This window comes from Rathayibacter sp. AY1C6 (genome assembly GCF_002931535.1).
In the GTDB taxonomy this organism is placed as follows: domain Bacteria; phylum Actinomycetota; class Actinomycetes; order Actinomycetales; family Microbacteriaceae; genus Rathayibacter.
Map to the genome: position 1 here is coordinate 21,722 of NZ_PSWC01000009.1, position 16,738 is coordinate 38,459.

Genomic DNA, 16,738 nt, shown 5'->3' on the forward strand with positions numbered 1-16,738 from the left:
CGAGTCCGCAGGAGTCGCGGTGGTCGAGCTGGACCACCGCGACTCCTGCGGTACCGGTCAGCTCCGGAGTTCCGTGATTACGGAATGTTTGCAATAGTGGAGGCATGACCTCCTCCCGAGACCTCGCCGGCGAGGTCGACGAGCTCCGAGCGCGGCTGGACCGCCTCGAGCGCGCCGACACCCCCGCCGCGCCCGCCGCCGACGATCCGCTCTGGGCCTTGACCGCTCTCCGCGAGCGCCTGCCCTCTCCCGGCGGAGTCGTCTTCGCCGGCTCGGTCGCCACTCCGGCCGGCCCCGTCGAGTGGCAGTACGGCCTCAGCACCGACGCGTTCTTCGAGCGCGACTGGGGAGCGAGCCCCGGGCCGACCGCGCTCGCCGCGCTGGGCAGCCCCGTGCGCCTGCGGTTCCTGCAGGCGGTGGCCGGCGGAGTCGAGACCGTCGCGCAGCTCGCCGAGAGCGAGGGCGCGGGTACCACCGGACAGATCTACCACCACGTCAACCAGCTGGTCGCCGCCGGCTGGCTGGAGGCGCGCGGCCGCGGCCGCTACGGCGTCCCGCCGGAGCGCCTCGTCCCCCTGCTCGTGATCCTGCTCGCCTCCGGAGGACCCCGATGACCCGCCGCCGCCTCGCTCTCGCCGCCGCCTCCGCCGCGGCCGTCGTCCTGCTCGGCGGAGTGCTGCTCCGCCCCTCCGCTCCCACCCTCTCGACCGAGGCGACGGGCGACGCCGAGATCGCCGGGTGGCTCCGGACCGACGTCGGAGACGGGGCGCGGAACCACCTCGTCGCCGCCGTGATCACGCCCGACGGCGTGCGCTACGGCGGACTCGGAGCCGACGAGCGGACCGAGGTCGAGATCGGATCGGTCACCAAGACGATGACCGCGCTCCTCCTCGCCCGGAGCGTCGCCGACGGGACCGTCGGGCTCGAGGACCCCGCCGCCGAGCACGCCGACGTCGGCGGCTTCACCGGGACGCTCGAGGAGCTGGCGACCCACCGCTCCGGCCTGCCGCGCCTCCCCACCGGTGTCGGCGACCTCGCCTCGACGCTGTTCGCCCAGCTGCGCGGCACGGACCCCTACGCGGGCTGGTCGGCCGACGACGTCCTCCGGCAGGCCGCCGAGGCGGACCAGGGCGAGCACGTGCACGCCTACTCGAACCTCGGTGCGGCGGTGCTGGGCCAGACGCTCGCCCGCGCCGAGGGCCGCGACTACGCCGACCTCCTCCGCGAGCGCGTCCTCGATCCGCTCGGGATGACCGCGACCTCCGTCCCGGAGACCGCGGACGCCCTCCCCGCCGACGCGCCGACCGGCTTCTCGGCGAGCGGGCGGTCCGTCGACGCGTGGACGATGGCGGGCTACGCGCCGGCGGGCGGCGTCCGCTCCACGGCGGCTGACATGGCCCGCTACGCGCAGGCCCTCCTCACCGACAATCCCGCACTGGGGGTGCCCGCGGCGAGCGTCCTGGATCCCCGGTTCGACGCCGACGGGGCGCGGATCGGCCTCGGCTGGTTCACCTCGGAGTCGGAGGACGGCGGATCCGTCACCTGGCACAACGGAGGGACCTCCGGCTACTCGACGATGCTCGCGATGGACCGGGAGCGCGGCGTTGCCGTGTTCGTCAACGGGGACACGGCGAGCTCGGTCGACGAGCTCGGCCTGCGCCTGCTGGAGCGCGCCGGGGAGGAGTCGTGATGATCGCTTCGATCCTCGTCCTGCTCGTCGTCGCGTTCACCGTCGGCCGCTTCGCCCTGGGGAGCATCCCCCGGCGCCGGGCGGCCGGGCTCCTCGACCGCGACCGCGTCCGGACGCTCGCCCGTGGCGTCGAGGCCGTCGCCGTGCTGCTGCTCGGGCGGGCGCTCGTCGACTGGTCGGCGCTGACGCTGCTCCCCTGGGCCGCGCTGGTGGCTCTCACCGCGGCCGGGGCGGCCGGCGCCGTGCTGCGCTGGGGCGGGCTGCCGTGGTTCGAGGACCCGGCGCGCCGCCGCTCGCGGACGACCGGGCTCGCGGCGACCGTCGCCGTGTCGGCGGTCCTGATCGGCGTCCTGGGCTGAGCGCCGCGCACGTGCCGTCGGATCCGCGCCTTCCGCGGTGGTCGCGTGCTGCTGCGAGGCGGGAGGAGTGGCGGCGGCGGAAGCGGCGTCAGCCGGTCTGCGCGGGGAGGTCGTCGGGCTCGGCGTTGTCGAGGACGCGGCCGTTCTGGTCGCCGACGCTCAGGACGGTCGCCGGGCGGAGGTTGAGGGTGTCGCCGCCGTAGAGGCTGTCGATGTCGACGCCGTCGCGGCGCACCGAGTTCAGCGCGGAGAGGTAGTCGGAGCTGATGCAGAACCGGTCCGCGATCCGCTCGCTGATGTCGCCCGCTGCCACCAGGTAGGAGGCCGGGGCGCCGTCGGAGGCGGTGCTCGCCGTCCCGGTCGCGCCGACGCGGGTGCCGCGGTCGCGCACGCGCTCGAGGTCGACGCCGTCGAGCGTCCCCTCGTCGAGCGCCTGGACGACGCACTCGCCCGAGACGTCCTCGACGGGTGCGGGAGTGGTCGAGACGCTCGGCACCGGCCGCGGCGTGGACTCGGCTCCGGCGGCGGGCGGTGCGGTGGAGGCGGTCGGCTCGGCGGGTGGGGCGGCGGGGCTCGTCGCCTCCGCCGTGCAGCCGGCGAGCAGGACCACGGCGGAGAGGGCGATCACGAGGCGCTGCGTCGTCCGGACCATTCCGCGACTCTAACCCGGCACCCGGGCGGCCGGGCGCCACCGCGCCCAGCGGGCTGCGGGCGATCCGGTCGAGGCCGCTGGACCCGGCCGACGCGCAGGCCCGAGGCGGGGCGCGGGGTGGCCCCTGGACGGCGCGCCCCCGATTGACCTCCCCCGTCGATCGCACCCATGCCGAGCACCTGTTGGACACGCGGCCCGAACCGGAGTCGACTGGGACCATGCAGTACACGCACCTCGGCCGCACCGGCCTGTCCGTCTCCCGCACCGTCCTCGGCACCATGAACTTCGGCATGCAGACCGAGGAGTCCGACTCGTTCGCGATCATGGACCGCGCGCACGAGCTCGGCGTCAACTTCTTCGACACGGCCAACGTGTACGGAGGCGAGGCCGGCCGCGGTGCCACCGAGGAGATCGTGGGCCGCTGGTTCGCGCAGGGCGGCGAGCGCCGCGAGCGCACCGTCCTCGCGACCAAGGTCTTCGGCGACATGGGCGAGTTCGCCGCTCCCGGAGCCGAGCGCGGCCGCGACTCCTGGCCCAACGGCGGCCGCCTCTCGGCGCTCACCCTGCGCCGCGCGCTCGACGAGAGCCTCCGCCGCCTGCAGACGGACCACATCGACCTCTACCAGTTCCACCACGTCGACCGGACGACGCCCTGGGACGAGATCTGGCAGGCGATGGAGGTCGCCGTCCAGCAGGGCAAGGTCCTCTACGTCGGCTCCAGCAACTTCGCCGGCTGGCACCTCGCCCAGGCGCAGGAGGCGGCGCGCGCCCGCCGCTTCACCGGCCTCGCCTCCGAGCAGTCGATCTACAACCTGCTCGTCCGCGACGTCGAGCGCGAGGTCCTGCCCGCCGCGCTGCACTACGGGCTCGGCGTCATCCCCTGGTCGCCGCTGCAGGGCGGGCTGCTGGGCGGCGTCCTCGAGAAGACCGCGGAGGGCGGGCGCCGCTCCTCCGAGCGCACCCTCGCCGCGATCGAGGAGCACCGTCCCGCGCTCGAGCAGTGGGAGGCGTTCGCCCGCGAGCGCGGCGAGGCGCCCGGCGAGCTGGCGCTGGCGTGGCTCCTCCACCAGCCCGCCGTCACCGGTCCGATCACCGGGCCGCGGACGCTCGAGCAGCTCGAGAGCGCCGTCGCCGCCGTCGACATCACCCTCGACCCCGAGGCCCTCGCGCGCCTCGACGAGATCTTCCCCGGCCACCGGACAGCCCCCGAGGACTACGCCTGGTGACCACCCACCCCACTGCGAAGGAGCATTCATGAAGCAGCGCACTCTCGGCGACCTCCAGGTCGGCGCGATCGGACTCGGCGGCATGCCGATGTCGATCGAGGGCCGCCCGGACCGCGAGCGCTCGATCGCCACGATCCACGCCGCCCTCGACGCCGGCGTGACCCTGATCGACACGGCCGACGCCTACCACCTCGCCACCCAGGACGACCTCGGCCACAACGAGCTGCTGATCGCGGAGGCGCTGCGCAGCTACGGCGGCGACACCTCCGCCGTGCTCGTCGCCACCAAGGGCGGCCACCTGCGGCGCGAGCCCGGCCCCTGGGACCAGGACGGCCGCCCCGAGTACCTCAAGGCGGCGGCCCGCGCGTCCGCGAAGCGCCTCGGCGTCGACGCGATCGGCCTCTACCAGTACCACCGGCCCGACCCGGCGGTCCCCTACGCCGACTCGATCGGAGCGCTGGCCGAGCTGCTCGACGAGGGCGTCGTCCTCCGCGCGGGCATCTCGAACGCCGACCCGGACCAGATCCGCGAGGCGCACGGCATCCTCGGCGAGCGCCTGGTCTCGGTGCAGAACCAGTTCTCGCCGTCGTTCCGCTCCAGCGAGCCGGAGCTCGAGCTCTGCGCCGAGCTGGGACTGGCGTTCCTGCCGTGGAGCCCGCTCGGCGGCATCTCCTCGGCGGGCGAGCTCGGCTCGCGCTACTCCGCGTTCGCGGCGGTCGCCGAGGCCCGCGGCGTGACGCCGCAGGTCGTCTGCCTCGCCTGGGAGCTGGCGAAGGCCCCGGTCGTGCTGCCGATCCCGGGCGCCTCCCGCCCCGAGAGCATCCGCGACTCCGCCACGGCGGCCGACCTGGAGCTCACGCCCGAGGAGTTGGCCTCGCTCGACTGAGCCCGTTCATGACGGAGGAGGGATCCGGTCGAGGCACCGGTCCGACGCGCATCGCGGGATCTCGGCGCTGGTCCCTCCTCCGTTGTGAGCACGATCCCGCTCAGACCGCGTCCTGCAGCGGCTGCGGGAGGGCCGAGACGAACGCGCGGGCCGCGGCGCTCGGCCGCTCCGGCACCGCCACCATCGTCCGCCACACCAGGAGCGGATCGGCGAGCGCCACCGCCCGCAGCCCGGCCGGGCGCTTCTCGGCGAAGTGCGCCGGCACGACCGCGATCCCCATGCCGTACTCGACCAGGTCGAGCAGCGTGTGCACGTCGTTCACCTCGAGCTCGACCTCGAACGCGAGGCCGTGCGCCGCGAACGCCCGCGCCGCGAGGTGACTCGCCGCCCAGTGCTCCTGCAGCCCCACGATCGTCTCGCCCGCCAGGTCGGGGATGCGGCAGCCGACGCGGCTCGCGAGCGGGTGACCCGGGCGCACGAGCACCGCGAAGCCCTCGCTCGCCAGCGGCATCGTCCGCACGCCGCCCGGCACGGCTCCGATGTCGGCGACCAGCGCCAGGTCGAGGCGGCCCGCGGCGACGGAGTCGAGCAGCGTGCCGGACCCCTCGTGGATCAGCCGGAGCGCGACTCCCGGGTGCTGCTCGCGGAAGGTCGCGAGCTCGCGCGGCAGGTGCACGCCGCCGAGGCACTCCTCCGTGCCGACCGCGAGGCTCCCGCGGAGCACCCCCTGCACGGCGAGCACCGCGTCGCGGGCGGCGAGCGCGCTGGCGACCGAGCGCTCCGACTCCGCGAGCATCGCCCGACCGGCCGGCGTCAGCTCGACCCGGCGCGTGCTGCGGGTGAAGAGGGGGCTGCCCAGCTCGCTCTCGAGCGCGCGGATCGACGCCGAGAGGCCCGACTGCGAGATCTGCAGGGCGCTCGCGGCGCGGGTGAAGTGCTGCTCCTTCGCGACGGCGAGGAAGTGTTCGAGCTGTCGCAGTTCCATGGGTCCATCCTCGTCGCGCAGGCGGAGGAGCGGGGACCGGACCAGACACTCTCCAGCGGCCGCTCGGCCGCCGGGTGCGGAGCCGGCCGGCGGGTACGGCGGCCGCCGTCGCGAGAGCCGGCCCGGCTCAGGCGTCGGCGGACGAGATCGCGAGGACGATCGCCGTCAGCGTCGCCCGCAGGCGCTCGAGCGACGCGGGCTCCGACTCGTCCTCGAGGATCGACTGCTTGACCGCGTCGTCGTAGCCCGCCACCAGCAGGCGCACGGCGGTCGTGGGCTCGAGGGAGAACTCGCGGCGCACCTGGCGTAGCGCCCCGTGCACGATCTGCACGAGCGAGGCGTCGAAGCCGGCGCGGAAGTCGCGGTACTGCGGAGCGATCCGCGGGTCGCGGAGCGCGAGCAGCTCGAACTCCGACTCGACCACGCACCAGCGGCGGTTGTCGGTGGCAGGACCCTGAAGGAAGTCGAGGATGACCACGGCCAGCGTCTCGGCCGTCAGCGGCTCGTCGGCCGAGACGACGCGCGGGATCGTGCGGTCCATCTGCTCGACGAGGGCGGTCACCCGGGCGCCGTTCTCCCGCTCCATGAGCGCGAAGAACAGCTCCTCCTTGCTGGAGAAGTTGGAGTAGAAGGCGCCGCGCGAGAACCCGGCGCGCTCGCAGATCTGCTCGACGGACGCGCTGTGCACGCCGGTCTCGGCGAAGACGTCGTAGGCCGCGTCGAGCAGGCGCTCGCGGGTGCGGCCGCGGCGGGAGGTCTCGGGAGGGGTGGAGTCGATCGCCGTCATCACCAGCCTCCTGCCCGCCCTGTCAACACCTTCGACGCCGTTCACCTTATCCGATACATTCACGTATCGAATACGGTCCTGTATCGGATACGCTCGTGTATCGGAGCCCGGCTCCGCCCTGGTACAGAGACGTATCGCCATCCTCCCCACCCATCGTCAGGAGACCGCGTGTCGTCGCTGCTCTACCGTCTCGGTCGTCGCGTGTACCGCGCCCACCGCCTCGTCGCCGTCCTGTGGCTGCTGATCGTGGTGGCGGGCGGAGGAGGAGCGCTGCTGCTCAACCAGGGCACCGACAACACGTTCTCCATCCCGGGCACGCAGTCGCAGACCGCCCTCGACCAGCTCGAGCGCACCTTCCCCCAGGTCAGCGGCACGTCCGCGCGGTACGTGGTCGTCGCGCCCGACGGAGGCAGCGTCCAGGACGCCGACGTGAAGGGCCCCGTCAGCGACGCGGTCGCCGCGCTCGGCGACGTCGACGAGGTCGCGGCCGTCACGGACCCCTACTCCGACAGCGTGTCCGGCACGATCTCCGACGCCGGGAACGCCCTCGTCATCACCGCGCAGATGGACGGCTCCGCCACCACCACGAGCCCCGAGAGCCGCGATGCGCTGAAGGCCGAGGCGACGACCCTCCAGGACGCGCTGCCCGCCGGCTCCGTGGTCTCGCTCGGCGGCGACCTCTTCGCCCAGAACCTCCCCGGCGTGACCATCACGGAGGCGATCGGCCTCGTGGTCGCCCTCGTCGTCCTCGTGCTCACCTTCGGCTCGTTCCTGGCCGCCGGCATGCCGCTGGTCACCGCACTGCTCGGCGTCGCCCTCTCGATGTCGGCCATCTTCATCGCCACCCGCTTCGCCTCGATCTCCTCGACCACGCCGCTCCTGGCGCTGATGCTGGGCCTGGCGGTCGGGATCGACTACGCCCTCTTCATCATCAGCCGCCACCAGGACCAGCTGAAGCAGGGCATGGACCCGGAGGAGTCGACCGCGCGGGCGACCGCGACCGCGGGCTCCGCCGTCGTCTTCGCGGGCCTGACCGTGATCATCGCGCTCGTCGGCCTCTCGGTCGCGGGCATCCCGTTCCTCACCACGATGGGCGTCGCAGCGGCGGGCGGAGTCGCGATCGCCGTGGTCATCGCGCTCACCCTGACCCCCGCCCTCCTCGGCTTCGCCGGCGCGCGGCTGCGCCCGAAGGAGCGCCGCGCGAAGAAGAAGGCCGCGAAGGCCGCCGCCGCCGCGGGCACCCACGTCGACACCGAGGCGCACGAGGAGGCGGCGACCGCCTCCCCCGGCGGCCACGTGCACGCCGAGGTCCCGCGCGGGTTCTTCCGCGGCTGGGTCCGGGTCGTCACGCGCTTCCCGATCGTGACGATCATCGCGGTGATCGGCGTGCTCGGCGTCGCGAGCATCCCGGCGCTCAGCCTCCGCCTCGCCCTGCCGGACGCCGGCTACCAGGCCGAGGGCACTCCCGCGCGCACCACCTACGACCTGCTCGCCGAGAACTTCGGCGCCGGCTACAACGGCCCGCTCATCGTCACCGGCACGATCATCGGCTCGACCGATCCGCTCGGCCTGATGGACGGCCTCAAGGGCGAGATCGAGAAGCTCGACGGAGTCGCCTCGGTGCCGCTCGCGACGCCCAACGAGACCGCCGACACCGGCATCATCCAGGTGATCCCCGAGGGCGGCCCCGACTCCGAGGCCACCAAGGCGCTGGTCGCCGAGATCCGCGACAAGCACGACTACTTCCAGCAGGAGTACGGCGTCGACCTCGCGGTGACCGGCCAGACCGCGGTCGGGATCGACATCTCGGACACGCTCGCCAAAGCCCTGCTGCCGTTCGGCCTGCTCGTCGTGGGCCTGTCGCTGGTGCTGCTGACGATGGTGTTCCGCTCGCTCTGGGTGCCGATCAAGGCGACGCTGGGCTACCTGCTGTCGGTCGGTGCGTCCTTCGGCGCAGTGGCGGCGGTGTTCGAATGGGGATGGTTCTCGGACGCTCTGCACGTCGACAAGACGGGCCCGATCATCAGCTTCATGCCGATCATCCTGATGGGCGTGCTCTTCGGCCTCGCGATGGACTACGAGGTGTTCCTGGTCTCGCGGATGCGCGAGGACTACGTGCACGGGAGGCCGGCGCGCGCCGCTGTCGAGTCGGGCTTCGTCGGCTCGGCCAAGGTGGTCACGGCCGCCGCGGTCATCATGTTCTCGGTCTTCGCCGCCTTCGTGCCGGAGGGGGACACCAACATCAAGCCGATCGCGCTCGGGCTCGCCGTGGGCGTCTTCGTCGACGCGTTCATCGTGCGGATGACGCTGGTGCCCGCCGTGCTGCACCTGCTCGGCGACCGCGCCTGGCACATGCCGCGCTGGCTCGACCGCGTCCTGCCGTCCTTCGACGTCGAGGGCGAGGGCCTCACGAAGGAGCTCGCGCTGGCCGACTGGCCGGAGCCCGGATCCACGGACGTGATCGCGGCCGAGGACCTCCGCCTCGACGGACCCGACGGTCCCGTCTACAGCGGCGTCTCGCTGCGGGTCGCTCCCGGCTCCTCCCTCGTGGTCCACGGGCCGCACCGCTCCGGCCGCACCGCGCTGCTGCTGAGCATCGCCGGCCGGCTCGCCCCCGACTCCGGGCGCCTGAAGGTCGCGGGCCTTGTCGTGCCGATCCGCTCCGCCGCCGTGCGCGGCCGGGTCGGGCTGGTGCGCCTCGCCGGAGCCGCCGACCCCGTCGCCGACGTCCGGTCGGCCCTGGAGTCGGCCCCGCCGATCCTGGTGCTCGACGACCTCGACACGGTCACCGACCCGCATCTGCGCGGCGCGATCCGGGCCGAGCTCGACGCCGCCCGCGCCGCCGACGACGCGTTCACCGTGGTCGCCTCCTCCGTCGATGCCGAGGCGCTCGACGACCTCCTCCCCTCCGACCGCGGCGTGCTCGCGGTCTCGCCCGCGGCCGAGCGCCGCGCGATCGCAAAGGTCCTCTGACAGATGGCTCTCCTCTCCCTCGAACGCCCCCGCGGCGTCAAGAAGGTGTCCTGGCTGACCCTTCTCGGGATCGTCCTGGTCCCCCTCGTCATCGGCGGCCTCCTGGTCTGGGCGCTGTGGAACCCGACCGAGCGCCTCGACATGATCACGGCCGCCGTGGTCAACGAGGACACCCCGGTCGAGATCAACGGGCAGACCGTGCCGCTCGGGCGCCAGCTCGCGGCCGGCCTGGTGACGGGCGGCACCGACTCCGCGAGCTCGGACGCCCCCTCCTCCGCCCCCTCGGCGAGCGCGACGCCGTCCGCGAGCACGACCCCGGTGCCCAACGTCTCCGGCTCGGACTCGACGGGCAACTTCACCTGGGTCCTCACGGACAAGGACGACGCCGCGAAGGGCCTCGCCGACGGCAGCTACGCGACCGTCGTGACGATCCCCTCCTCCTTCTCCGCCGCCGCCACCTCGTACTCCGGCGACGCCGCGGAGGCGACGAAGGCGACCATCGACATCGCCACCAGCGAGAAGGCCAAGCTCGTCGACGACGCCATCTCGGCCACCGTGACCAGCACCGCCACCTCGCTGCTCAACACGCAGCTGACCACGGCCTACCTCGAGAACGTCTACGTCGGCTTCAACACCCTCAACGAGCAGATCGGCCAGGCGGCCGAGGGCGCGGGCACGCTCGCCGACGGCGCCGACCAGCTCGGCACCGGAGCCTCGACCCTCGCCGACGGCACGAGCAGCCTCGCCGACGGGATCGACGAGCTGGCCACCGGCGCCTCCTCGCTCTCGGACGGCGTCGGGCAGATCGGCACCGGAGCCTCGTCCCTCGCCGACGGCGTGGGGCAGCTGGGCACCGGAGCCTCCGACCTCTCCGGCGGAGTCGCGCAGCTGGCCACCGGTGCGCGCGGCCTCTCCGGCGGAGTGGGACAGCTCGCGACGGGCGCCCGCGACTCGGCGACCAAGACGACCGCGCTGCAGGGCGGCGCCTCCGACCTGGCCGACGGGCTCGACCAGCTGAGGGAGGGAGTGGTGAGGACCGGCGACGGGACCCAGCAGGTCGCCGCCCTCAGCGCCGGCGCCGCCGCCGCCACTGCGGGGACCTTCGAGGCGCTCAGCGCCGCGCTCGAGGGCTGCGAGACGACGCAGTGCCTCGCCGCGCGCGCCGTCATCGCCTCGGCGGGCGGACCCACCGGCGCGACCACCCTCGCCACGACGACCGCGGGAGCCGTCGCCGGGATCGACGCGGGCATCCGCCTCGGCGGCGACGGGCAGCCCTCGCTGATCGACGCGGTCGGGCAGTCCGCCACCGGCGCGCGCACTCTCTCGGGGGGCATCGGACAGCTGTCCGGCGGCCTGACGCAGCTCGCGGACGGCGCGGACGACGCCGCGGACGGAGCGTCCCAGCTCGCCGACGGCCTCGACACCACGGCGGCCGGGTCCGCGCAGCTCGCGACCGGCGCCACCACCGCCGCGGCCGGCGCCCGCGACCTCGCGACCGGCGCGACCACCGCCGCGGGCGGTGCCGCCGACCTCGCCGCGGGAGCCTCCTCCGCCGCCGACGGAGCCGACCAGCTCGCCGACGGCGCGAGCGGGGTCTCGGACGGCGCCGTGCAGCTCGCCGACGGCACCCGCACGCTCGCGACCGGCCTCGACGCCGCGGTCGCGCAGCTCCCGACCTACACCGAGTCGGAGTCGACGAACCTCGCCGACGTCGTCTCGGACCCGGTCGAGAACGCGAGCAGCGCGACCGACCTGTTCGGAGCCTCCAGCGTCCCGTTCTTCGCGACGATCGCCCTCTGGCTCGGCGCCCTCGCGACGTTCCTGGTGCTCGCGGCGTTCTCGCACCGTGCACTCTCCTCGACCCGCTCCTCCGCGGCGCTCGCCCTCTCCTCCTACGTGCCGGCGCTCGTGATCGGCGTGGTGCAGGGACTCGCGGTCGCGATCGTGATGAGCGGCGTCGCGGGCCTGGAGCCGGGCCGCTGGGTCGGCTTCGCCCTCCTGGCGATGCTCACCGGCGCCTCGTTCGCCGCGGTGAACCAGGGGCTGGTCGCCCTGCTCGGAGGGATCGGCCGCTTCCTCGCGATGGTCGCGGCGGTGATCGCGCTCGGCGCGGGCATCATCTCGACGGTCCCCGGGCTGTTCGACGACGTGCTCGGGTTCCTGCCGCTCTCGGCGGCGCAGAACGCGCTGTCCGGAGTGGTCGAGGGCACCGACGGCACGGCCGGCGCCGTCGTCGGCCTGGTGATCTGGCTGCTGTTCGGGCTGCTGCTCACCGTCGCCGCGATCGCCCGTCGCCGGGTCGTCTCGGTCCGCGCCCTGCACCGCACCGCGGAGGCGTAGGCCGCGCCTCGCGCCACTCCTCCCCCGAACCGGGGACGGGTGGCGCGAGGATCGCGCCACCGACGCGCCTCTCCGGGCGACCGGTCCCGGCCGGGGCTAGCCTGACGCGATGGAGTCGGAACCGATGGCGATCCGGACGCGACGGGTGTACGGCCCGTCGGTCCTGCGACGCCTCCGCGCCCTCCTCCTGCGGCTCCTCGGCGCCGGCCTCGCGGCCGTGCTCATCCCGTTCGCCGTCCTCGCGGACCGCCGCGGCGTCCTCGACGAGTCGGTGCTCGCGCTCGGGCTCCTCGCCCTCACCGTCGTCATCGGACTGGCCTCGGCGGTCTCGCTCTTCGTCGTCTCCCCCACCCGCGTGATGACGACCGAGACGCAGGTCGTGCTGATGCGCGGCCGCCGCCGCCGCGAGCAGTGGCCCCGCCGGTCGGTCCGCTTCCTCGAGTCCGCCGACGGCGACGGCTTCGTCGCCTGGTGCCGCGGAGACGGAGTCGAGGTCCGCTGCGGCCACTTCCGCCCGGAGGACCTCGCCGCCCTGCTCGCCGACCTCGGCGCCGCCGCCCGCGTCCGCGACGCCCTGCCGCCCGCTCTGGCCGGGCCCGCCTCGGCCGTCCGCTTCCGGCCGCACCGCGCTCCGCTCCAGCGCCGGGCGGTCGCCCTGGTCGTCGTCGCCACGGAGGCGTTCGCCGCCGGCGTCCTGGCCGTCGCCCTCGCGGGATCCCCGTCGGGCGACCGCGCGCAGATCGCGCTGGGGGCGGTCGTCGTGGCGCTCTCCCTCCCGCTCGGGCTGGTCGCCGCGCGGCTGGCGCTGCGGCCCGGGCTGCCGGGCTCGATCGTGGTGTCGGAGTCGGCCATCCAGATCGACGGGCTGATCTTCCCGCTCGAGGCTCTGCGCTCGGTCGTCGCCTCGAGCCCGACGGGGAGCCGGAGCCTCCGCCTGACCCTCACCGAGACGAACGGCCGCATCACGGAGGTCCCCCTCGGGCTGCGGGTGCCGACGCTGCGGCGCGACCAGCTCTTCCCCGACTACCCGCTGCTGCTCGGCGTGCTGCGCGAGCGCACGGCGGGGCTGCTGCGGATCGAGGGCTGAGGCTCAGTCCTCGGCGCCGTCGGCGATGCGCTGGTGGTGGTGGATGACCTCGGCGACGATGAACCCGAGGAACTTCTCGGCGAACGCCGGGTCGAGGTGCGACTCCTCGGCGAGCGCCCGCAGCCGCGCGATCTGGCGCGCCTCGCGCTCGAGGTCCGCGGCGGGCAGCCCGTGCGCGGCCTTCAGCCGGCCGACCTTCTGCGTGAACTTGAAGCGCTCGGCGAGCAGGTGGATCAGCGCCGCGTCGATGTTGTCGATGCTCTGACGGATCTGCACGAGCTCGGCCCGCGCCAGGGACTCCTCGTGCGACGGCTCCTCGTGCGACAGCTCCTCGGTCATGCCCCGACCCTAACGGACCGCCCCCGGACACGACGACGGCCCCTGCCCGGAGTCCGGGAGGGGCCGTCGAGAGGGCCCGGTCAGTCGACCAGGTTGATCTGCACGGGGATGTTGCCGCGGGTGGCGTTGGAGTACGGGCAGAGCTGGTGCGCCGCATCGGCCACCTTCTGCGCGTCCTCGGAGCTCGCCTTCGGCACGTAGACGTCGAGCTCGACCGAGAGGCCGAAGCCGTCGGAGTCGTTCTTCCCGATCGAGACGCTGGCCGAGACGGCCGCGTCGGTCGTGTCGATCTTCAGCTGGCGACCGGCTCCGTGCAGGGCGCTGAGGAAGCAGGCGGAGTAGCCGGCCGCGAACAGCTGCTCGGGGTTGGTCCCCTCGCCGGAGCCGCCGAGCTCCTGCGGGGCGCGGGTGTCGAGGTCGAGACGGTCGTCCTCGGTGCGGACGTGGCCGTCGCGTCCTCCACCGGAGGCGTGGGCGATGGCGGTGTAGAGAGCATCCATCCCCCCATCCCACCACTCGGCCGCCGTGAGTCGGGTGAACGCGGGATGCACGTCCGTGCGTTCTCCCGGGAATCCCCCTCGGGAACGCTCCGGGGAGCGTCAAGCCCCTCCCCCTCGGCGCCCTCCGGGTGTGCGGTGGAGGGACACCGACCCCGACCGGCGCGAGCCGGAGAACGGACACGAGCATGCGAGCACTCACCTGGCAGGGCATCGAGAAGGTCTCGGTCGAGACCGTCCCCGACCCCCGCATCCAGCAGCCGACCGACGCGATCGTCCGGATCACCTCGACCGCGATCTGCGGCTCCGACCTGCACCTCTACCGCCTCCTCGGGCCCTACATCGACCGCGGGGACGTGCTCGGCCACGAGCCCATGGGCGTCGTCGAGGAGGTGGGCTCCGGAGTCACCACCCTGAAGCCCGGCGACCGGGTCGTCGTGCCCTTCACCATCGCCTGCGGCGAGTGCTTCATGTGCCGCCGAGGGCTGCAGTCGCAGTGCGAGACGACGCAGGTCACCGAGTACGGCTCGGGAGCGGCGCTCTTCGGCTACACGAAGATGTACGGCCAGGTCCCCGGAGGGCAGGCCGAGCTGCTCCGCGTGCCGCTGGCCGACTACAACACGATCGTCGTCGGCACGGACCTGCCGGACGAGCGCTACCTCTTCCTCAGCGACATCGTGCCCACCGCCTGGCAGGGCGTGGAGTACGCGCAGGTGCCCGACGGCGGGACCCTGGTCGTCTTCGGACTCGGCCCGGTCGGCCAGTTCGCGGCGCGGATCGGCGCCCACCGCGGCTACCGCGTCCTCGCCGTGGAGCCCGTCGCCGAGCGGCGCGCGATGGCCGAGCGGTACGGCGTGGAGACGTTCGACCTGTCCGATGACATCGCCGCGCAGCTGCGCGACCTCACGGACGGGCGCGGCCCCGACTCCGTCGTCGACGCGGTCGGCATGGAGGCGCACGGCTCGCCGGTCGGCTCGTTCGCGCAGTCGATGGCGGGGCTCCTGCCCGACCCGATCGCCCGCAAGGCGATGGACACGGTCGGCGTCGACCGCCTCGCCGCGGTGCACGCCTCCCTCGACCTGGTGCGCCGCGGTGGCACCGTGTCGCTGAGCGGGGTCTACGGCGGAGAGGCCGACCCGATGCCGCTGAAGTCGATGTTCGACAAGCAGGTGACGGTGCGGATGGGCCAGTGCAACGTGAAGCGCTGGATCGACGACCTGCTGCCGCTGGTGGAGGACTCCTCCGATCCGCTCGGCGTGATGGACCTCGTGACCCACCGGGCGCCGCTCGAGGACGCTCCGGCCCTCTACGAGACCTTCCAGAAGAAGGAGGACGGCTGCATCAAGGTCGTCCTGCACCCCTAGCCGGGGAACAGCGAAGGCGGCGCCCCCCGAGGGGAGCGCCGCCTTCGCGGTACTGCCGAGACCTACTTGAAGACGTCCTTGACGTCCTCGCCGGCCTTCTTGGCCGAGGCCGCGGCCTGGTCCTTCTGGCCTTCGGCCTTCAGGCTGTCGTCGTTCTTGTGGTCGCCCAGGGCTTCCTTCGCCTTGCCGGCGATGTCCTGAGCGGCGTTCTTGATCTTGTCATCGAGCCCCATGGTGGTGCCTCCTTCGCTGATCGTTGGCACGACCGTAGGACCGGGAACTGCCCGCTTCCTGGGAGCGGGAAGGGGCTTGCCCGGGCGCCCGCTGGACTGCGATGATTCGCGCCCTCGACCGGTGCCGGCCGGTCGAGGGCGCGGGATCAGGTCGCCGGGGTGGCGGACTCGGACGGAGCGGACTGCGAGGGCGCGTTCGTGGGCGTCTGCGACGATCCGTCGTCGGCGCTGGTGGGCACCGCGCTCCCCGACTGGTACGGCGTCTGGGCGTCGCCGGTGCAGCCGGCCAGCAGGCCGATCGTCAGAGCGCAGGCGCCGAGCGCCCCGAGGACCCGTGCGGCGCTCACTTGCCCGTCACCGCGTCCTTGACGGCCCCCACTGCCTTCTCGACGATGTTCGGCTTCGGGTCGGTGCCGTAGAGGCGCTCGTCCGGCTGCGTGGGCGGGGGCATCGGGACGTTGCCGCCGGGCTCCGCGACGCGGTAGCTGAACTCTCCCTTGCCGTCCGGGGTCGGGCCCGAGGCCCAGCTGCCCTCGGAGGCCGCTGCTCCGTCCGAGAAGTTGATGTACTCGTACGACACGGAGCGCTCCTCCTTCGAGATCGGGAAGTTCGAGGGCACGGGCAGGTCCTCCCGGCCCTCCGCGCGCAGCTCGGCGGCTGCCGCGATCCACTGGTTCTGGTGCATGGTGTCGCGGGCCAGGAGGAACGACAGGAGGTCGCGCACGCCGTGGTCGTCGGTCATGTGGTAGAGCCGGGCGACCTGGAGCCGACCCTGCATCTCCGCGTTCGCGTTGGCGGTGAAGTCGGCCAGCAGGTTGCCGCTGGCGGTGATGTAGGAGCCCTGCCACGGGTTGCCCATGCTGTCGACGGGGCGCGCGCCGGCGCCGGCCACGATGGCGTGCTGCACGTCGGAGCCGCCGATGACCGCCGCGAGCACGGGGTCCTTCTTCATCGCGTCCTCGGACTGCTCGACCGGGGCCTTCTCGAGCAGCTGGGCGATCATCACGGCGATCATCTCGACGTGGCCGAACTCCTCGGCGCCGATGCCGAAGAGCAGGTCCCGGTACTTGCCCGGGTCGTGGGCGTTCCAGGCCTGGAAGCCGTACTGCATCGCCACGGTGATCTCGCCGTACTGGCCGCCGAGCACCTCCTGGAAGCGGCGGGCGAAGACCGCGTCGGGCTTCGAGGGCGTGGACGTGAACTGGAGTTCCTGACGGTGGAAGAACATGACTGGTTGCCTTTCCGGGGTAGCCGGGCGGATCCGGGTGCGGACGTCCGATGTCTGTCCTCTCGACGCTAGGGAGCCCTGTTCGCGGGTCA

At 73.5% G+C, this 16,738-nt stretch carries 17 protein-coding genes; 9 read left to right on the plus strand and 8 right to left on the minus strand.

Annotated features, from left to right (window positions below):
• Nucleotides 1-104 precede the first annotated feature (104 nt).
• Genes C5D36_RS07470 through C5D36_RS07480 form a run of 3 tightly spaced genes read left to right on the plus strand, consistent with a single transcriptional unit; the run spans nt 105 to nt 2,049 of the window.
• Complete coding sequence (locus tag C5D36_RS07470) at nt 105-614, plus strand: helix-turn-helix transcriptional regulator (protein ID WP_104222749.1); 510 nt, start codon at nt 105-107, stop codon at nt 612-614.
• Nucleotides 611-1,690: a serine hydrolase gene (locus tag C5D36_RS07475; RefSeq protein ID WP_104295543.1), complete on the plus strand. Its 1,080-nt coding sequence runs from the start codon at nt 611-613 to the stop codon at nt 1,688-1,690. Before C5D36_RS07470 ends, C5D36_RS07475 begins: the two co-directional genes overlap by 4 nt.
• Nucleotides 1,690-2,049, plus strand: a complete 360-nt coding sequence (locus C5D36_RS07480) for a hypothetical protein (RefSeq protein ID WP_104267811.1) — start codon at nt 1,690-1,692, stop codon at nt 2,047-2,049. The genes C5D36_RS07475 and C5D36_RS07480 overlap by 1 nt, the downstream gene beginning before the upstream one ends.
• Nucleotides 2,050-2,137: 88 nt before the next feature.
• Here C5D36_RS07480 and C5D36_RS07485 read toward each other — a convergent pair whose 3' ends face one another.
• Nucleotides 2,138-2,701 carry a hypothetical protein gene (locus C5D36_RS07485; protein WP_104267810.1) on the minus strand — a complete coding sequence of 188 codons (564 nt, stop codon included), beginning with the start codon at nt 2,699-2,701 and terminating at the stop codon, nt 2,138-2,140.
• A gap of 218 nt (nt 2,702-2,919) precedes the next feature.
• Between C5D36_RS07485 and C5D36_RS07490 the strand changes: the two genes are divergently transcribed.
• A complete protein-coding gene (locus tag C5D36_RS07490; protein ID WP_104295544.1) occupies nt 2,920-3,927 on the plus strand; it encodes an aldo/keto reductase in 1,008 nt (335 codons plus the stop codon).
• A gap of 28 nt (nt 3,928-3,955) precedes the next feature.
• The gene (locus tag C5D36_RS07495) at nt 3,956-4,813 is read left to right on the plus strand and encodes an aldo/keto reductase (RefSeq protein ID WP_104295545.1); all 858 of its coding nucleotides are present in this window, start codon (nt 3,956-3,958) and stop codon (nt 4,811-4,813) included.
• Between the two features lie 100 nt (nt 4,814-4,913).
• Here C5D36_RS07495 and C5D36_RS07500 read toward each other — a convergent pair whose 3' ends face one another.
• Together C5D36_RS07500 and C5D36_RS07505 are read right to left on the minus strand one after the other, a co-directional pair.
• Nucleotides 4,914-5,798, minus strand: coding sequence for a LysR family transcriptional regulator (locus C5D36_RS07500; protein WP_104222755.1), 885 nt, complete (start codon nt 5,796-5,798; stop codon nt 4,914-4,916).
• Nucleotides 5,799-5,925: 127 nt separating this feature from the next.
• Entirely contained in the window at nt 5,926-6,585 is a 660-nt protein-coding gene (locus C5D36_RS07505; RefSeq protein ID WP_104234269.1) for a TetR/AcrR family transcriptional regulator, read from the minus strand.
• 168 nt (nt 6,586-6,753) lie between these two features.
• On the opposite strand from C5D36_RS07505, the gene C5D36_RS07510 reads away from it, so the two are divergent.
• From C5D36_RS07510 to C5D36_RS07520, 3 genes are all read left to right on the plus strand, one after another.
• Nucleotides 6,754-9,558, plus strand: coding sequence for an MMPL family transporter (locus tag C5D36_RS07510; protein ID WP_104295546.1), 2,805 nt, complete (start codon nt 6,754-6,756; stop codon nt 9,556-9,558).
• A 3-nt stretch (nt 9,559-9,561) separates the two neighbouring features.
• Nucleotides 9,562-11,898: a YhgE/Pip domain-containing protein gene (locus C5D36_RS07515; RefSeq protein WP_104295547.1), complete on the plus strand. Its 2,337-nt coding sequence runs from the start codon at nt 9,562-9,564 to the stop codon at nt 11,896-11,898.
• A gap of 109 nt (nt 11,899-12,007) precedes the next feature.
• Nucleotides 12,008-12,985, plus strand: a complete 978-nt coding sequence (locus tag C5D36_RS07520) for a hypothetical protein (protein WP_146076942.1) — start codon at nt 12,008-12,010, stop codon at nt 12,983-12,985.
• A 3-nt stretch (nt 12,986-12,988) separates the two neighbouring features.
• Here the strand turns inward: C5D36_RS07520 and C5D36_RS07525 are convergent, their stop codons facing one another.
• Together C5D36_RS07525 and C5D36_RS07530 are read right to left on the minus strand one after the other, a co-directional pair.
• Nucleotides 12,989-13,324 (minus strand): chorismate mutase, encoded by a 336-nt coding sequence (locus C5D36_RS07525; protein WP_104222760.1) that lies wholly within the window; start codon nt 13,322-13,324, stop codon nt 12,989-12,991.
• Between the two features lie 80 nt (nt 13,325-13,404).
• Complete coding sequence (locus tag C5D36_RS07530; protein WP_104222761.1) at nt 13,405-13,824, minus strand: organic hydroperoxide resistance protein; 420 nt, start codon at nt 13,822-13,824, stop codon at nt 13,405-13,407.
• Nucleotides 13,825-14,009: 185 nt separating this feature from the next.
• Here C5D36_RS07530 and C5D36_RS07535 point away from each other — a divergent pair, with 185 nt between their 5' ends.
• Nucleotides 14,010-15,185 (plus strand): zinc-dependent alcohol dehydrogenase, encoded by a 1,176-nt coding sequence (locus C5D36_RS07535; protein ID WP_104222762.1) that lies wholly within the window; start codon nt 14,010-14,012, stop codon nt 15,183-15,185.
• Nucleotides 15,186-15,247: 62 nt separating this feature from the next.
• Here C5D36_RS07535 and C5D36_RS07540 read toward each other — a convergent pair whose 3' ends face one another.
• The 3 genes from C5D36_RS07540 to C5D36_RS07550 all read right to left on the minus strand — a co-directional run bounded on the left by C5D36_RS07540 (nt 15,248) and on the right by C5D36_RS07550 (nt 16,646).
• Nucleotides 15,248-15,418: a CsbD family protein gene (locus C5D36_RS07540; protein ID WP_104222763.1), complete on the minus strand. Its 171-nt coding sequence runs from the start codon at nt 15,416-15,418 to the stop codon at nt 15,248-15,250.
• Nucleotides 15,419-15,564: 146 nt separating this feature from the next.
• Nucleotides 15,565-15,765, minus strand: coding sequence for a hypothetical protein (locus C5D36_RS07545; RefSeq protein WP_104295548.1), 201 nt, complete (start codon nt 15,763-15,765; stop codon nt 15,565-15,567).
• Entirely contained in the window at nt 15,762-16,646 is an 885-nt protein-coding gene (locus C5D36_RS07550) for a manganese catalase family protein (protein WP_104222765.1), read from the minus strand. Before C5D36_RS07550 ends, C5D36_RS07545 begins: the two co-directional genes overlap by 4 nt.
• Nucleotides 16,647-16,738: the final 92 nt, after the last annotated feature.

What these genes read in the sequence shown, in the direction of transcription:
- C5D36_RS07525 (WP_104222760.1), bottom strand. Translation starts at nt 13,324, where the DNA reads ATGACCGAGGAGCTGTCGCACGAGGAGCCGTCGCACGAGGAGTCCCTG.
- C5D36_RS07505 (WP_104234269.1), bottom strand. Translation starts at nt 6,585, where the DNA reads ATGACGGCGATCGACTCCACCCCTCCCGAGACCTCCCGCCGCGGCCGC.
- C5D36_RS07475 (WP_104295543.1), top strand. Translation starts at nt 611, where the DNA reads ATGACCCGCCGCCGCCTCGCTCTCGCCGCCGCCTCCGCCGCGGCCGTC.
- C5D36_RS07530 (WP_104222761.1), bottom strand. Translation starts at nt 13,824, where the DNA reads ATGGATGCTCTCTACACCGCCATCGCCCACGCCTCCGGTGGAGGACGC.
- C5D36_RS07540 (WP_104222763.1), bottom strand. Translation starts at nt 15,418, where the DNA reads ATGGGGCTCGATGACAAGATCAAGAACGCCGCTCAGGACATCGCCGGC.
- C5D36_RS07495 (WP_104295545.1), top strand. Translation starts at nt 3,956, where the DNA reads ATGAAGCAGCGCACTCTCGGCGACCTCCAGGTCGGCGCGATCGGACTC.
- C5D36_RS07470 (WP_104222749.1), top strand. Translation starts at nt 105, where the DNA reads ATGACCTCCTCCCGAGACCTCGCCGGCGAGGTCGACGAGCTCCGAGCG.
- C5D36_RS07535 (WP_104222762.1), top strand. Translation starts at nt 14,010, where the DNA reads ATGCGAGCACTCACCTGGCAGGGCATCGAGAAGGTCTCGGTCGAGACC.
- C5D36_RS07515 (WP_104295547.1), top strand. Translation starts at nt 9,562, where the DNA reads ATGGCTCTCCTCTCCCTCGAACGCCCCCGCGGCGTCAAGAAGGTGTCC.
- C5D36_RS07490 (WP_104295544.1), top strand. Translation starts at nt 2,920, where the DNA reads ATGCAGTACACGCACCTCGGCCGCACCGGCCTGTCCGTCTCCCGCACC.
- C5D36_RS07480 (WP_104267811.1), top strand. Translation starts at nt 1,690, where the DNA reads ATGATCGCTTCGATCCTCGTCCTGCTCGTCGTCGCGTTCACCGTCGGC.
- C5D36_RS07485 (WP_104267810.1), bottom strand. Translation starts at nt 2,701, where the DNA reads ATGGTCCGGACGACGCAGCGCCTCGTGATCGCCCTCTCCGCCGTGGTC.
- C5D36_RS07550 (WP_104222765.1), bottom strand. Translation starts at nt 16,646, where the DNA reads ATGTTCTTCCACCGTCAGGAACTCCAGTTCACGTCCACGCCCTCGAAG.
- C5D36_RS07500 (WP_104222755.1), bottom strand. Translation starts at nt 5,798, where the DNA reads ATGGAACTGCGACAGCTCGAACACTTCCTCGCCGTCGCGAAGGAGCAG.
- C5D36_RS07520 (WP_146076942.1), top strand. Translation starts at nt 12,008, where the DNA reads ATGGAGTCGGAACCGATGGCGATCCGGACGCGACGGGTGTACGGCCCG.